Below are 15,000 nucleotides of genomic sequence, written 5' to 3'. Positions count from 1 at the left end.
GGCATTATGTCGACCTTCCTTGCAGCCATGACTCGGGAGCAGCAGGATGCCTACTACGCTGCGTTGTCAGAAGCTGACCGCATGGCTGAGGCGACACCGTTCGTGGAGTTTATGTTGCGGGCGTTGAGTTTGGCGCTGGAGGAGGCAGCCAGTGCCGAGACCTGCACCGACCAAGTAACCGACCAAGTAACCGACCAAGCAGACAAGTTGCTTCATGCGCTTGATGGCAAGGCACCTTTGAAGGTGAATGAGCTGATGTCGGCAGTAGGGCTGGCACACAAGGCGACGTTCCGGGCGAATTACCTTACGCCTGCCTTAGAGGCGGGTTTGATTGAGATGACCTATCCGGACTCGCCAAGAAGTCCATCCCAGAAGTATCTGATGACGGCAATGGGTAGGCAGAGGATGCGCAAATCCTGAGTTGCACAGTTTCGTAGACCGCCCATAAAAAATGCCCGCATTCGGCAATGCGGGCATTTTTGTTTCAATCAGCCGGTGGTTGTGGAGAGTGCTTATTGATCGTCGAAGTAGCGCTCGTGCCAGTCCACCAGCGGTTGCGGTGAGTTGAGTTTCTGGCCGTAGATCACCGAGTACGACAGGACGTTTTGCACGTATTGGCGGGTTTCGTCGAAGGGAATGCTTTCCACCCAGACGTCAAAGCTCAGGTGGTCGGCGCCGCGCAGCCATTGGCGCACGCGGCCGGGGCCGGCGTTGTAGGCGGCGGAGGCAAGGACGCGGTTGCCATTGAACTGGCTGTGCACCTGGCTCAGGTAAGCAGCGCCGAGCTGGATGTTTTTGTCCGGGTCGAGCACTTGCTGCGGCGAGGCCAGCGGGATGCTGAATTTGCGCGAGGTTTCCTTAGCGGTGCCGGGCATCAGCTGCATCAGGCCGGTAGCGCCGACGCCGGAGCGGGCATCGTCCATGAAAGCGCTTTCCTGGCGGGTGATGGCGAACACCCAGCTCGAATGCAGGCCACGGACCTTGGCTTCACGCACCAATGTTTCGCGATGGGCCATCGGGAAACGGATGTCCAGGTCGTCCCAATATTGCGCCTGGCTGATGGTGCGGATCGCCGGGAAATACCATTTCAAGTCATAGGCGAGTTTGGCCTGGGCAACCATTTCGTCACGATTGAAGTGGCGGCTGACGTGGTACCACTCGCGCCGACCGTCGACGATCTGCCCCCGGGCATGGAATTCCAGGGCACGGCGCACACCTGGGGTGTTGCGCACTTTATTGATCAGCGCCTGGCTCATCACCAGTGGCTTGTTCAGCAGCGAGTAGGGTTGTTGCGAGCGGTCGGCGGCGAGGAAACCGTAGAAGTCGCGCTCACGGGCGAGGTTCTTGTAGAGATTTTGCGCTTCCGGGTTCTGCGGCTGCGCCAGCTCCAGGCTGCGGGCCTGCCAGTAGCGCCAGCGGTTGGTGGTGGCCAGGTCTTGCGGCAGGCGACGGGTCAGTTGGTAGGCGTCGTCCCAGCGGGCCAGGCGCAACAGTAGGCGCAGGCGCCATTCGGACACGGTGTTGTCGCGCAGTTCCGGGTCGTACTTGGTCATCACGTCGAGGGCGCGGCTGTCGAAGCGGCGGGCCAGGGTCAGGCCAATTTCGCGGGCGATCGCCACTTTTTCGTCACGGGAGAAGTGCATGCTGGCGGCGTAGCCATCAAGCATTTCCATGGCTTTGTCGGGGTCTTGGCGAGCGAGGCGCCGCAAACCGAGACTGACCACGTCCGACATCGGCTCATCTGCCGGAACGAAGCGCGACGGCTGATTGAGCAGCTCCGGTTTCTGCGCCACGTCCACCAGCAAGCGACCGCGCGGGGCAAGGGTGCTGAGGCCGTTGACCAGGCTGTTGGCCAGCGGATAGTTGCGCGCCTGGGCCGCGAGCTTGGTGCGCTCCCAGCGTTTCTGTTCGGTCAACTGGCCATCAGCGGCCCAAACGCCGAACAAGCCATCGCAGGCCGCCGGTTGGGTTTTGCCGGTAAGCCACAATTTGTCGGCGTTGGCATAGCCCTCGGCTTTTTGATTGTGGCTGATCTGGTATTGCGCGTTCAGGCAGTCCAGTTCGGTGAAATTGAGTTTGGGGTCGTAGTATTTGACGAAGGTCGGCCAGTCGCCACGGTCCGCCAGCCAGCGCAACCAGCGCAGTTTCATCCAGTTGGCCTGGGGCAGGTCACCGTGTTCGGCGAGGAATTTCTCGATCTCGACGTTGCTCGCGGTCTTCAGGCGCGCGGTCAGTTCGTCGTAGGCCAGGTACGGTTCCAGGGGATAATCGCTGAGGGCCTGGCTGTAGCGGAAGTAGGGGCCGCTGTCGCCCTTGGCCAAGGCCCGTTTGGCCTCGTCGTAATACTGGCGTTGGGTGGAAAGGTCCACAGCCTGGGCGGATTGAACGGCAGTGGCGGAAAGAAGCAGACAAGATAAAAGACTGACAAGGCGACTGCGCATGAGACATCCGGGCAGAGAAATCGTGACAAGCCAGGGCTGCGCCAAGGCGGATTGCCTGTAGCTTAGCCTTTTGCCAGCAACGGGCGAAAGCTTTGCCGGTCCGTCTGCACAAGTTCGCAACAATTGTCATGCACGGCGTCGCCAAGGTGAAATTGCCGGCCTTCTGAGGCCCTAAGTCAGGTAGAATGCGCGCCCGGTTTTTGGAGAAGCTCATGACCCTGCTCAAATTCAGCGATGTGTCCCTTGCTTTCGGCGCTATGCCGTTGTTGGACAAGGTGTCCTGGCAGATCGCCCGTGGTGAGCGGGTGTGCATCATCGGCCGCAATGGCACTGGCAAATCCAGCATGATGAAGCTGGTCAAGGGCGATCAGAAGCCCGATGACGGCTCTGTCTGGCGTGCCCCAGGGCTCAAGATCGGCGAATTGCCGCAAGAACTGCCGGTGGCCGACGAGCGGACCGTGTTCGACGTGGTTGCCGAAGGTCTGGATGGCGTCGGCGAGTTGCTGGCGCAGTATCACCACCTGAGCCAGAACATTGTCACCGACGCCGACCTGGACAAGCTGATGCACGTCCAACACGACCTCGAAGCCCGTGATGGCTGGCGCTTGCAGCAACTGGTCGACAGCACCTTGAGCCGCCTGCAACTGCCGGCTGACAAAACCCTCGCCGAGTTGTCCGGCGGCTGGCGTCGTCGCGTGCTGCTGGCCCAGGCCCTGGTGTCCGAGCCGGACCTGCTGCTGCTCGACGAACCGACCAACCACCTGGACATCGGCGCCATCGCCTGGCTTGAAGAAGCCCTCAAGGATTTCCAAGGCGCCGTGTTGTTCATCACGCACGACCGGTCGTTCCTGCAAAACCTGGCCACGCGCATCCTTGAACTGGATCGCGGCGGCCTGATCGACTGGAACGGCGACTACGCCAGTTTCCTGGTGCACAAGGAAGCGACCCTGGCGGCCGAAGAAACCGCCAACGCGCTGTTCGACAAGAAACTGGCCCAGGAAGAAGTCTGGATCCGTCAGGGCATCAAGGCTCGGCGCACCCGTAACGAAGGCCGCGTCCGCGCCTTGAAAGCCTTGCGCGTTGAGCGCAGCGAACGTCGCGAACGCACCGGCAAGGCCAACATCCAGCTGGACACCGCCGACAAGTCCGGCAAGCAGGTGATGGTGCTGGAGAACGTCAGCTTCCATCACCCGGACGGCCCGTTCCTGATCAAAGACTTCTCGATGGTCCTGCAGCGCGGCGACCGCATCGGCCTGCTGGGTGCCAACGGCACCGGCAAGACCACGTTGCTCAAGCTGATGCTCAGCGGTCTGCAGCCAACCAGCGGCACCGTGGAAGAGGGCACGCGCATCGACGTGGCTTACTTCGACCAGTTGCGTCATCAGTTGGACCTGGAAAAAACCGTGATCGACAACGTTGCCGAGGGTCGCGACTTTATCGATATCGATGGCCAGAGCCGCCACGTGCTGAGCTATCTGGGTGACTTCCTGTTCAGCCCGCAACGTGCTCGTACCCCGGTGAAGGCTTTGTCCGGTGGCGAGCGTGCGCGTCTGTTGCTGGCGAAATTGTTCAGCAAACCGGCCAACCTGCTGGTACTCGACGAACCGACCAACGACCTCGACGTGGAAACCCTCGAGTTACTCGAGGAAGTGCTGCTGACCTTCAACGGCACCGTGTTGATGGTCAGCCACGACCGGGCATTCCTCGACAACGTGGTCACCAGCACATTGGTCTTCGAAGGCGAAGGCAAGGTGCGTGAATACGTCGGTGGTTATCAGGACTGGCTGCGTCAGGGCGGCTCGCCGCGCTTGTTGGGTGTGACCGAGAGCAAATCCGGCAAGGCTGACTTGAACTCCGCCGTGGTCACCGCCGAGCCTGCGGCCCCTGCTGTATCGGTCGCCGCACCGGCAGCGAAGAAGAAACTCAGCTACAAGCTACAGCGCGAGCTGGAAGCCTTGCCGGGCGAGATCGACGCCAAGGAGCAACAGATCGCCGCGGTCAATGCGGAAATGGCTGACGCTGCTTTTTATCAGCGCCCAGCCGCCGAGACGGCCAAAGTGATCGCTTCGCTGGAGACCTTGCAGGCCGAACTCGACGTATTGGTCGAGCGCTGGGCCGAACTGGATGCCTGATTGATCCAGTAACAAAAAGCCCGACGTTCAGCGATGAGCGTCGGGCTTCTTGTATGGCTGATGCCCATCTAGTGTGGGAGCGAGCCTGCTCGCGAAGACGGAATGACCCACACATCGATGTTGGGCATGCCAGCGCATTCGCGAGCAGGCTCGCTCCTACAGGGGGGGGCTCGCCGGTGAGTATCAGCTTTTGACCAGCTTCACGGCCAGTACATCGCACGGCGCACCGTGCAGCACGTCGTTGGCGGTGGAGCCGAGCAGCAGGGCCAAGCCGTGACGGCCATGACTGCCGACCACGATCATGTCGCAGCCTTGTTCCTTGGCCAAGTGATGGATTTCCTGGCGCGGTTGTCCGTAGGTCAGGTGGCTGAACTCCCGCGACAGTTCTGGATACTTGACGATCAATCGGTCCAGACGCTCCTTCGCCTGGTCGAACTGCTGCTGTTGCAGCTGCGACAGGTCCATCGGCACGTCGCCGCCAAAGGCCATGGCCATCGGCTCGACGATATGCACCAGGGACAGTTTCGCGCCGCTGCCGACCGCCAGCTCGCGAGCGCGCTTGATCACAGGGTCGCACTCTTCGGTAAGGTCTACAGCGACCAGAATATGGGTGTAGGGCATGAGGTGCTCCTCCTGAGGATTGCAATATTGGTAAGTATGGCTGGTTTCAAGCGCATTGGTTCCAGAGTGGCGCAATGGGCTCATGAAGAATCGGGAGTACAGATATGACGGTCTGGATAGTGGTGTCAATCCTGCTGGTGGTTCTCAGCCCCTTAGCGTGGTTGCGGCCGTCCCGTGGTCAGAGCGGACGGATGAGCCTGCGCATGGAAGCGCGGCGCATCGGTCTGTCCATGCAACTGGCGCCGCAAGAGTGGCCGCATTGGCTCAGCCACGAGCCGCCAAGCCCCTGCGCGCAGTACCATCGTCCGCGTCGAGGCACGCAGCGGGTGTGCTGGAGCTACTGGCAAAAGTCGCCGGGGGTGTGGGTCAATCAGTGGCAGGAACCGTGTGAGGATCCGGGGTTGCTGATTCATTTCGAAAAGTTGCCGGCCAACCTGTACAAGGTCGAGGCCGATAAACAGATGATTGCGGCGTACTGGGGCGAGAAGGGCGAAGTCGAAGTGTTGCAGCGCATCGACGCTTTGTTGAAAGCACTGGCCTGATTCGGCGAAATTTCGCGCTGCAACGGTGCGAAATGTCTGGCAGACGCGCATTAAAAAGCCCGACATCATCATCGGGCTGGGGTTGGCCAGGCAGGCCGGTAATTCTTTTTGCTCAAACGTGGCGCGAATACTACGCGAGCGGTTGCGCAAATGCGCCATCTATTTCCTGAAGAGTACCGCCAGCGGAGCCTCGGCTAGCCGCCCATGCGATGGGTTAGGGCGACATTTCTAATAATTGATCTTATGAATGGCTGAACATGCGTATGCGTGTTGTGGTTCTTCACGCTGCGCGAATGACTGGAAAGTCGCGTTTTAACTCGTCTTTTGGGCGATTGACAATTGTCGGAAATTCCGTGAAGGTGACGTACCCAAATCAAACGGGCGTATGAATTGAGCGTTTGCATGGCAGACCGCTCCTACAGAATCCCGACTATCGCGTTGGCGGGTGTGCCTGCTGGATTGGCGTAGCATCGACGGAAACGTCCGTGCCGAGCCAGGAAGACAGCGTCCGACGTGTACTGTTCAGCTTCCATATCGTGGAGATCAGTTGATGATTTACGAAGGTAAAGCCATCACGGTTAAGGCTCTTGAAAGTGGCATCGTCGAATTGAAATTCGACCTCAAGGGTGAGTCCGTCAACAAGTTCAACCGTCTAACCCTGAACGAACTGCGTCAGGCCGTGGACACCATCAAGGCAGATGCTTCGATCAAGGGTGTGATCGTCAGCAGCGGCAAGGACGTCTTCATCGTCGGCGCCGACATCACCGAATTCGTCGAGAACTTCAAGCTGCCGGATGCAGAGCTTGTCGCTGGCAACCTCGAAGCGAACAAAATCTTCAGTGATTTCGAAGACCTCAACGTGCCTACCGTGGCGGCCATCAACGGCATCGCCCTGGGTGGCGGTCTGGAAATGTGCCTGGCCGCGGATTACCGCGTCATGTCGACCAAGGCCAAGATCGGCCTGCCGGAAGTCAAGCTGGGCATCTACCCGGGCTTCGGCGGTACCGTGCGGTTGCCGCGCCTGATCGGTGCCGACAACGCTATCGAGTGGATCGCCGCCGGTAAGGAAAACAGTGCCGAAGACGCGTTGAAAGTGAGCGCCGTCGACGCCGTGGTCGCTCCTGAGAAACTGCAGGAAGCAGCGCTGGAGCTGATCAAGCGCGCCATCTCCGGCGAGTTCGATTACAAGGCCAAGCGTCAGCCAAAGCTGGAAAAACTCAAGCTCAACGCTATCGAACAAATGATGGCTTTCGAGACCGCCAAAGGTTTCGTGGCTGGCCAGGCCGGCCCGAACTACCCGGCACCGGTCGAAGCGATCAAAACCATCCAGAAAGCCGCGAACTTCGGTCGCGACAAAGCACTGGAAGTGGAAGCCGCGGGTTTCGTCAAACTGGCCAAGACCTCTGCCGCGCAAAGCCTGATCGGCCTGTTCCTGAACGATCAGGAACTGAAGAAAAAAGCCAAGGCATACGACGAAATCGCCAAGGACGTGAAGCAGGCCGCTGTACTGGGCGCAGGCATCATGGGTGGCGGTATCGCTTATCAGTCGGCGTCCAAAGGCACGCCGATCCTGATGAAAGACATCAACGAACACGGTATCGAACAGGGCTTGGCAGAAGCCGCCAAGTTGCTGGTCGGCCGCGTCGATAAAGGCCGCATGACCCCAGCGAAAATGGCTGAAGTGCTCAACGGCATTCGTCCTACGCTGTCCTACGGCGATTTCGGTCATGTCGACCTGGTGGTCGAAGCGGTGGTCGAGAACCCTAAGGTCAAGCAAGCCGTTCTGGCTGAAGTCGAAGGCCAGGTCAAAGAGGACACCATCCTCGCCTCGAATACCTCGACCATTTCCATCACCTTGCTGGCTAAGGCCCTCAAGCGTCCGGAAAACTTCGTTGGCATGCACTTCTTCAACCCGGTGCACATGATGCCGCTGGTGGAAGTGATCCGTGGCGAGAAGTCCAGCGAACTGGCTGTCGCTACCACCGTTGCCTATGCCAAGAAAATGGGCAAGAACCCGATCGTCGTCAACGATTGCCCGGGCTTCCTGGTCAACCGCGTGCTGTTCCCGTACTTCGGCGGTTTCGCCAAGCTGGTCAGTGCCGGTGTGGATTTCGTGCGTATCGACAAAGTCATGGAAAAATTCGGCTGGCCAATGGGCCCGGCGTACCTGATGGACGTGGTCGGCATCGACACTGGCCACCACGGTCGCGACGTTATGGCTGAAGGTTTCCCGGACCGCATGAAAGACGACCGTCGTTCGGCTGTCGACGTGCTCTACGAAGCCAAGCGCCTGGGCCAGAAGAACGGCAAGGGTTTCTACGCCTACGAGACCGACAAGAAGGGCAAGCAGAAGAAAGTCGCCGATCCGTCGGTGCTGGAAGTGCTCAAGCCAATCGTCTACGAGCAGCGCGAGGTCACAGACGAAGACATCATCAACTGGATGATGATCCCGCTGTGCCTGGAAACCGTGCGTTGCCTGGAAGACGGCATCGTCGAAACCGCCGCCGAAGCCGACATGGGTCTGGTCTACGGTATTGGTTTCCCTCCATTCCGTGGCGGTGCGCTGCGTTACATCGATTCGATCGGTGTGGCTGAGTTCGTTGCCCTGGCTGACCAGTACGCTGATTTGGGCGCGCTGTACCACCCGACCGCGAAGCTGCGTGAAATGGCCAAGACTGGCCAACGGTTCTTCGGTTAAGCGTCCAAACACTTGAGTGAGAGTGAAATTTTATGAGCTTGAATCCAAGAGACGTCGTGATTGTCGACTTCGGTCGTACTCCGATGGGCCGCTCCAAGGGCGGCATGCACCGCAACACTCGTGCCGAAGACATGTCGGCACACTTGATCAGCAAGTTGCTGGAACGCAACGTCAAGGTTGACCCGAACGAAGTCGAAGACGTGATCTGGGGCTGCGTCAACCAGACCCTGGAGCAGGGCTGGAACATCGCGCGCATGGCGTCGCTGATGACCCAGATCCCGCACACCGCTGCCGGCCAGACCGTCAGCCGCCTGTGTGGCTCGTCCATGAGCGCGCTGCACACCGCCGCGCAAGCGATCATGACCGGCAATGGCGACGTGTTCGTCGTCGGCGGCGTCGAGCACATGGGCCACGTGAGCATGATGCACGGTGTCGACCCGAACCCGCATATGTCGCTGTACGCGGCAAAAGCGTCGGGCATGATGGGCCTGACTGCGGAAATGCTCGGCAAAATGCACGGCATTACCCGCGAACAGCAAGACGCCTTTGGCGTGCGCTCCCACCAACTCGCCCACAAGGCGACCGTGGAAGGCAAGTTCAAGGACGAAATCATCCCGATGCAGGGTTATGACGAGAATGGCTTCCTGAAGCTGTACGACTTCGACGAAACCATTCGTCCGGAAACGACCCTGGAAAGTCTGGCGGCGTTGAAGCCGGCGTTCAATCCAAAGGGCGGCACCGTGACGGCGGGTACTTCGTCGCAAATCACCGACGGTGCCTCGTGCATGATCGTGATGTCGGCGCAGCGTGCCCAGGACCTGGGCATCCAGCCAATGGCGGTTATCCGTTCCATGGCGGTCGCCGGTGTGGATCCAGCGATCATGGGCTATGGTCCAGTACCGGCTACACAAAAAGCCCTCAAGCGTGCGGGCCTCTCGATCAACGATATCGACTTCTTCGAGCTCAACGAAGCTTTCGCCGCACAGGCCTTGCCGGTGCTGAAAGATCTGAAAGTGCTCGACAAGATGAACGAGAAGGTTAACCTGCACGGCGGCGCGATTGCCCTGGGTCACCCGTTTGGTTGCTCCGGCGCCCGTATCTCCGGCACTTTGCTGAATGTAATGAAGCAAAATGGCGGTAACCTCGGCGTTGCTACCATGTGCATTGGTCTCGGCCAAGGCATCTCCACCGTCTTCGAACGCGTTTAAGCGAACGGATGACGGAAGCCGGGGCCCAGTGCCCCGGTTTTTGTTTTTCTGAATTTATTTTGTTTTTATTTTGAAAAGATTTGAGTGAGGGCCAAAGCATGCCGATACAACCTGGGCTCTACCAACATTACAAGGGTCCGCAGTACCGCGTATTCAGTGTCGCGCGGCATTCGGAAACCGAAGAAGAAGTGGTCTTCTACCAAGCCCTGTATGGCGATTACGGTTTTTGGGTACGCCCGTTGAGCATGTTCCTGGAGTCGGTCGAGGTTGACGGCGAACAGGTGCCACGCTTTGCTTTGGTTCAAGCCGAACCGAGCCTTTTTTCGGCGTAATAAGCTGAGTTCGCGCAGTACCCTGCGCTTGACCTCACCTTGTTGCCACTATATATAGCGGTGCCGCGTCAGGCGCCAACCGCCTTTCACTTCTCGAATTCAGGAATTTTCTGATCCATGGGCAAATCGCTGGTCATTGTGGAATCCCCGGCTAAGGCCAAGACCATCAACAAGTATCTGGGCAACCAATACGTGGTGAAGTCGAGTATCGGCCATATCCGAGACCTGCCCACCAGCGGTTCGGCTAGCGCCAGCAAAGAGCCAGCCGCCAAGCGTGGCAAGGCTGCCGCGGGCGAAGCGCCGGCATTGTCGCCGAAAGAGAAGGCGCGCAAGCAGTTGGTCTCGCGCATGGGTGTCGATCCGGATCACGGCTGGAAAGCCCAGTACGAGATCCTTCCCGGCAAGGAAAAAGTCATCGAAGAGCTGCGCCGGCTCGCCAAGGATGCTGACACCATCTATCTCGCAACCGACTTGGATCGCGAGGGGGAAGCCATTGCCTGGCACCTGCGCGAAGCCATCGGTGGTGACGACAGCCGCTACAAGCGCGTGGTGTTCAACGAAATTACCAAGAAGGCGATTCAGGAAGCCTTCTCCAAGCCCGGCGAGCTGGACATTGACCGAGTCAACGCCCAGCAGGCCCGGCGTTTTCTCGACCGCGTCGTCGGTTACATGGTCTCGCCACTGCTCTGGGCGAAAATTGCCCGAGGCCTGTCGGCCGGCCGTGTGCAGTCGGTTGCCGTGAAGCTGGTGGTGGAGCGCGAGCGGGAAATCCGTGCGTTCAATCCTGAAGAGTATTGGGAAGTGCACGCCGACCTCGGCACCGCCAAGGGCGCGACTGTGCGCTTCGACGTGGCCCGTGAAAACGGCGAAGCCTTCAAGCCACTTAACGAAGCCCAGGCCATGGCTGCGCTGGAGAAGCTCAAGGCTTCCAGCTACAGCATCGTCAAACGCGAAGACAAACCGACCAGCAGCAAGCCGTCGGCACCGTTCATCACGTCCACCCTGCAGCAGGCAGCAAGTAACCGCCTGGGCTTCGGCGTGAAGAAAACCATGATGATGGCCCAGCGGCTCTACGAAGCGGGCTACATCACTTACATGCGTACCGACTCCACCAACCTGTCGGTGGACGCGGTCGCGATGGCGCGTACTTATATTGAAGGCGAGTTCGGCAAGAAGTACCTGCCGGAAACCCCGAACGTCTACAGCAGCAAAGAAGGCGCACAGGAGGCTCACGAAGCGATTCGTCCTTCCGACGCCAATACCGAGCCGAGCAAGCTGTCGGGCATGGAGCGTGATGCAGAGCGGCTCTATGAGCTGATCTGGCGCCAGTTCCTCGCTTGCCAGATGTTGCCGGCGCAATACCTGTCGACCACCGTCAGCGTTGGTGCGGGCTCTTTCGAACTGCGCGCCAAGGGCCGCATTCTGAAGTTCGACGGCTACACCCGTGTAATGCCGCAAATCACCAAGCCAGGCGACGATGATGTGTTGCCGGACATGGCGCAGGGCGACGTGATGAAGCTGATCAAGCTTGATCCGACCCAGCACTTCACCAAGCCGCCGGCCCGTTATTCGGAAGCCAGCCTGGTCAAGGAAATGGAAAAACGCGGTATCGGTCGTCCTTCGACCTACGCGGCGATCATTTCCACTATCCAGGATCGCGGCTACGTGGCGCTGCATAACCGTCGTTTCTACTCGGAAAAGATGGGCGACATCGTCACCGAACGCCTGGCCGAGAGTTTCTCCAACCTTATGGACTATGGCTTCACCGCCGGCATGGAAGAGAACCTCGATGACGTGGCTCAGGGCGAGCGCGACTGGAAGAACGTTCTCGACGAGTTCTACGGCGACTTCAAGAAGAAACTCGAAGTAGCCGAGAGTGCCGAAGGTGGAATGCGCGCCAACCAGCCGGTGATGACGGACATCCCGTGCGTGGTGTGCGGCCGTCCAATGCAGATCCGCACCGCATCGACCGGTGTGTTCCTCGGTTGCTCGGGTTACAGCCTGCCGCCGAAAGAACGCTGCAAAGCCACGGTCAACCTGGTGCCGGGCGACGAAATCGCTGCGGATGACGAAGGTGAGTCGGAATCCCTGGTACTGCGCGGCAAGCACCGCTGCCCGATCTGCAGCACCGCGATGGACGCCTACTTGCTGGATGAGAAGCGCAAGCTGCACATCTGCGGTAACAATCCGGATTGCGCGGGTTACGAGATCGAAGAGGGTAGCTATCGCATCAAGGGTTACGAAGGTCCGAGCCTGGAGTGCGACAAGTGCGGCAGCGAGATGCAGCTCAAGACCGGTCGTTTCGGCAAGTTTTTCGGCTGCACCAATCCAACCTGCAAGAACACCCGCAAACTGCTGAAAAGCGGTGACGCGGCGCCGCCGAAGATGGACCCGGTGAAGATGCCAGAGCTGAAATGCGAGAAGGTCAACGACACTTACATCTTGCGTGACGGTGCTTCAGGCCTGTTCCTGGCGGCCAGTCAGTTCCCGAAAAACCGTGAGACCCGTGCTCCACTGGTGATCGAGATCGTGCCGCACAAGGATGAGATCGATCCTAAGTACCACTTCCTATGCGAAGCGCCGAAGAAGGATCCGGACGGCTTGCCGTCAGTCATCCGCTACAGCCGTAAAACCAAGGAGCAGTACGTACAGACTGAAGTCGACGGCAAGCCGACTGGCTGGAAGGCGTTCTACGACGGCGGCAAATGGACCGTCGAAGACAAGCGGCCCGCCGCCAAATCCTGAGTAAGTGCGATTGAAAAAGCCGCGTGCAACCTTCGGGTGACACGCGGCTTTTTTGTTTCAGGCTTGCAGTCGGCTTGGTCGATCCACGACACTGTCCGACCTGCGTGAACTTTCGTTGTGGAGACTGCCTTCATGGCCCACGAACTCTATACTCGTACCAACCAGAAAATTTACTTCGCCGGTTTGTCGCTTGAAGCGCTGGCCAAGGCTGAAGAGGCACGGGCGATGAACTCCCTGGCATTGATTCAGGCCGGGCGCGAATCCGCGTTGTTTCACCTGTATGGCGCATTGTTGGGGCTGTGCCATGAAATCGCCGGCTTTTATCGACTGCCGCAAGCCAATTCGCCGCGCGCCGAGGCATTGCTGACCCGCGAAGTGCTGGATGCGGTGGCGATTCCAGAAATGGCAGAAATGGTCGAGCTGGCAAACAACCCGGAAACCTGGCTGGCGAAACTGCTCGCCGCGCATGCCGCGCTGTTCCAGCCGCCGCGGGCACCGCACAAGCCCAAGGGCGACGTGACACAGCCGTTGATTCTGGCCGTTAACCTGGATGAAGAGCAGAGCCCAGCGGAGTTGAGCCGGGAAGAGCTGGAGGCTTGGAGGCAGAACTTGAAAGGCCTGGCGATCCGTTTCCGCGAAGGGTTGAACGAATGCTGATGGGCATCAGTGGTAACAATGTCCCGCCGGTGCTTCTGGTCAAGATACCGAGCGAAGCTTGGCCGATGCCTATATAATCCCCGCCTTTCGTGGAGAAGAAATCGTTATGCCTACGTCCTTTCTTGAAATTGTCGAATTGCCAGACGGCCGTATTGAGCTGCGCAGGGCTGAGGACGAGGGTTCTCTGGTGACTTTGGATTTTTCAGCAGACGCCAAGGCGTTCCTGCAAGGCCAGCACGTAGAAGTCGCAAAAGCGATGTTGAGCGTTGGTGTGCAGATGGCAGGGCGCTTGGTTGAAGGTGAATTCAACAAAGACGAAGGCCCGCGGGTTCTTCACTGATCCCGCCCATCGTTTTTCTTTTTTATGGCTTAAGAATACTGATACCGACCGGCTTCTCTGTTCTGGAGAAGCCCAAGCAATTCAAGCTCACCTTGCGTGAGGCTTATCCCAAGCGAATATTCAGGCTTTGCGCGTCGCCGATCCGGGCAGCGCTGACCAATTGTTGCCGTGCGCTGGCGTTCGGCAGATTGAGCCAGCTGACCACGGTGTGGCTGCGACCCAGTCGCAACGCTTCGCAGGTCAACTCCTGGGCACTTTGATTGCCGCGCGGTTGCAACAAAAGAATGCGTTCACGGTTCAAACCGGCGTCACGCAGCCAGGCTTGAGTTAGGCTGGCGGGCGGCGCGATGAGCGTCAGCCAGCGTGCGTCCTGATCCTGGCTCAGTTCCCGCAGGACGGGTGCCAGTAGGTTCAGGCAGTTCCCGGCTGCACCACGCAGCGATAGTTCGCTGAACACTTCAGGTTCGGCAACCCAAGGTGATGACTCGACCACTTCGTGCAGGATGGGCGCCAATGGCTGCGCCATGAATGCTTCAAACAAAGACAGTTGTGCTTGCTGTGGCATGTGCGGGAACTGCATAGAGCCTCCTTTAGCGGCGAATAACGCCGACACTCAAACCTTCGATCACCAGTTCCTGATCTTTCAGATTCACTTCGATGGGGGCGAAGTCAGGGTTTTCGGCAATCAGCCAGACTTTGCTACCGTCACGCTTGAAGCGTTTGACGGTCACTTCGTCGCCGATTCGTGCCACCACAATCTGGCCGTTGCGGGCTTCGCGAGTCGTGTGGACGGCCAGCAGGTCGCCGTCAAAGATGCCGACGTCCTTCATGCTCATGCCGTGAACCCGCAGCAGGTAATCGGCGCGCGGATGGAAGAAGCTCGGATTGATGTTGCAGGACTCTTCAACGTGTTGCTGGGCGAGGATCGGTGCCCCGGCAGCCACGCGGCCAATGATCGGCAGGGTGGAATCGTCGGCCTTGGCTTCAAAGCCAGGGATGCGGATACCGCGAGAGGCGCCGGGCGTCATCTCGATCGCCCCCTTGCGGGCCAGGGCCTTGAGGTGCTCTTCCGCCGCATTGGGCGATTTGAAACCCAGTTCCTGCGCGATTTCTGCGCGGGTCGGCGGATAGCCGTTGTCTTCAAGGCAACGTTTGATGAAGGCCAGAATCTCGGCTTGGCGTGGCGTCAGCTTAAGCATATTGATCGCTCTGTCTTTTTATACAGTGACTGGGATTATATACAGTGAAAGCGTCTTGGCAATCCTCCATTTTTTATCGGCCGCC

Annotated in this window: 13 protein-coding genes; 9 read left to right on the top strand and 4 right to left on the bottom strand. The window is 59.1% G+C overall.

Going from position 1 to position 15,000, the window contains the following annotated elements:
• The first annotated feature begins 6 nt into the window (after positions 1-6).
• Positions 7-420: a Fic family protein gene (locus RG836_RS15380; RefSeq protein WP_310846988.1), complete on the top strand. Its 414-nt coding sequence runs from the start codon at positions 7-9 to the stop codon at positions 418-420.
• Between the two features lie 92 nt (positions 421-512).
• Here the strand turns inward: RG836_RS15380 and RG836_RS15375 are convergent, their stop codons facing one another.
• The gene (locus RG836_RS15375; protein ID WP_310846985.1) at positions 513-2,441 is read right to left on the bottom strand and encodes a transglycosylase SLT domain-containing protein; all 1,929 of its coding nucleotides are present in this window, start codon (positions 2,439-2,441) and stop codon (positions 513-515) included.
• Between the two features lie 212 nt (positions 2,442-2,653).
• Between RG836_RS15375 and RG836_RS15370 the strand changes: the two genes are divergently transcribed.
• Positions 2,654-4,573 carry an ATP-binding cassette domain-containing protein gene (locus RG836_RS15370; RefSeq protein ID WP_310846983.1) on the top strand — a complete coding sequence of 640 codons (1,920 nt, stop codon included), beginning with the start codon at positions 2,654-2,656 and terminating at the stop codon, positions 4,571-4,573.
• 183 nt (positions 4,574-4,756) lie between these two features.
• On the opposite strand, the gene RG836_RS15365 is transcribed toward RG836_RS15370, so the two are convergent.
• Positions 4,757-5,194 carry a universal stress protein gene (locus tag RG836_RS15365; protein WP_310846982.1) on the bottom strand — a complete coding sequence of 146 codons (438 nt, stop codon included), beginning with the start codon at positions 5,192-5,194 and terminating at the stop codon, positions 4,757-4,759.
• 104 nt (positions 5,195-5,298) lie between these two features.
• Between RG836_RS15365 and RG836_RS15360 the strand changes: the two genes are divergently transcribed.
• From RG836_RS15360 to RG836_RS15330, 7 genes are all read left to right on the top strand, one after another.
• The gene (locus tag RG836_RS15360) at positions 5,299-5,736 is read left to right on the top strand and encodes a hypothetical protein (RefSeq protein ID WP_310846981.1); all 438 of its coding nucleotides are present in this window, start codon (positions 5,299-5,301) and stop codon (positions 5,734-5,736) included.
• A gap of 550 nt (positions 5,737-6,286) precedes the next feature.
• Positions 6,287-8,434: a fatty acid oxidation complex subunit alpha FadB gene (gene fadB, locus RG836_RS15355; protein WP_310846978.1), complete on the top strand. Its 2,148-nt coding sequence runs from the start codon at positions 6,287-6,289 to the stop codon at positions 8,432-8,434.
• Between the two features lie 32 nt (positions 8,435-8,466).
• Positions 8,467-9,642 carry an acetyl-CoA C-acyltransferase FadA gene (gene fadA, locus RG836_RS15350; protein ID WP_310846976.1) on the top strand — a complete coding sequence of 392 codons (1,176 nt, stop codon included), beginning with the start codon at positions 8,467-8,469 and terminating at the stop codon, positions 9,640-9,642.
• A 98-nt stretch (positions 9,643-9,740) separates the two neighbouring features.
• Positions 9,741-9,974, top strand: a complete 234-nt coding sequence (locus RG836_RS15345) for a DUF1653 domain-containing protein (RefSeq protein ID WP_310846973.1) — start codon at positions 9,741-9,743, stop codon at positions 9,972-9,974.
• A gap of 117 nt (positions 9,975-10,091) precedes the next feature.
• Entirely contained in the window at positions 10,092-12,719 is a 2,628-nt protein-coding gene (topA, locus tag RG836_RS15340) for a type I DNA topoisomerase (protein WP_310846970.1), read from the top strand.
• Positions 12,720-12,851: 132 nt separating this feature from the next.
• Positions 12,852-13,376 carry a DUF6586 family protein gene (locus RG836_RS15335; protein WP_310846968.1) on the top strand — a complete coding sequence of 175 codons (525 nt, stop codon included), beginning with the start codon at positions 12,852-12,854 and terminating at the stop codon, positions 13,374-13,376.
• Positions 13,377-13,482: 106 nt separating this feature from the next.
• The gene (locus RG836_RS15330; RefSeq protein WP_310847031.1) at positions 13,483-13,716 is read left to right on the top strand and encodes a hypothetical protein; all 234 of its coding nucleotides are present in this window, start codon (positions 13,483-13,485) and stop codon (positions 13,714-13,716) included.
• A gap of 103 nt (positions 13,717-13,819) precedes the next feature.
• Here the strand turns inward: RG836_RS15330 and sulA are convergent, their stop codons facing one another.
• Positions 13,820-14,296 (bottom strand): SOS-induced cell division inhibitor SulA, encoded by a 477-nt coding sequence (sulA, locus tag RG836_RS15325; RefSeq protein WP_310846965.1) that lies wholly within the window; start codon positions 14,294-14,296, stop codon positions 13,820-13,822.
• A gap of 10 nt (positions 14,297-14,306) precedes the next feature.
• Positions 14,307-14,915: a transcriptional repressor LexA gene (gene lexA, locus RG836_RS15320; RefSeq protein WP_310846963.1), complete on the bottom strand. Its 609-nt coding sequence runs from the start codon at positions 14,913-14,915 to the stop codon at positions 14,307-14,309.
• Positions 14,916-15,000: the final 85 nt, after the last annotated feature.

This window comes from Pseudomonas rhizozeae (assembly GCF_031583775.1).
GTDB lineage: Bacteria > Pseudomonadota > Gammaproteobacteria > Pseudomonadales > Pseudomonadaceae > Aquipseudomonas.
The sequence above is the reverse complement of the archived record's forward strand: the minus strand, read 5'-3'. Positions and strand labels throughout refer to the sequence as shown.

Coding starts and splice junctions, on each gene's coding strand:
- RG836_RS15380 (WP_310846988.1), top strand. CDS start 7: ATGTCGACCTTCCTTGCAGCCATGACTCGGGAGCAGCAGGATGCCTAC.
- lexA (WP_310846963.1), bottom strand. CDS start 14,915: ATGCTTAAGCTGACGCCACGCCAAGCCGAGATTCTGGCCTTCATCAAA.
- RG836_RS15360 (WP_310846981.1), top strand. CDS start 5,299: ATGACGGTCTGGATAGTGGTGTCAATCCTGCTGGTGGTTCTCAGCCCC.
- RG836_RS15365 (WP_310846982.1), bottom strand. CDS start 5,194: ATGCCCTACACCCATATTCTGGTCGCTGTAGACCTTACCGAAGAGTGC.
- fadB (WP_310846978.1), top strand. CDS start 6,287: ATGATTTACGAAGGTAAAGCCATCACGGTTAAGGCTCTTGAAAGTGGC.
- fadA (WP_310846976.1), top strand. CDS start 8,467: ATGAGCTTGAATCCAAGAGACGTCGTGATTGTCGACTTCGGTCGTACT.
- sulA (WP_310846965.1), bottom strand. CDS start 14,296: ATGCAGTTCCCGCACATGCCACAGCAAGCACAACTGTCTTTGTTTGAA.
- RG836_RS15370 (WP_310846983.1), top strand. CDS start 2,654: ATGACCCTGCTCAAATTCAGCGATGTGTCCCTTGCTTTCGGCGCTATG.
- topA (WP_310846970.1), top strand. CDS start 10,092: ATGGGCAAATCGCTGGTCATTGTGGAATCCCCGGCTAAGGCCAAGACC.
- RG836_RS15335 (WP_310846968.1), top strand. CDS start 12,852: ATGGCCCACGAACTCTATACTCGTACCAACCAGAAAATTTACTTCGCC.
- RG836_RS15345 (WP_310846973.1), top strand. CDS start 9,741: ATGCCGATACAACCTGGGCTCTACCAACATTACAAGGGTCCGCAGTAC.
- RG836_RS15330 (WP_310847031.1), top strand. CDS start 13,483: ATGCCTACGTCCTTTCTTGAAATTGTCGAATTGCCAGACGGCCGTATT.
- RG836_RS15375 (WP_310846985.1), bottom strand. CDS start 2,441: ATGCGCAGTCGCCTTGTCAGTCTTTTATCTTGTCTGCTTCTTTCCGCC.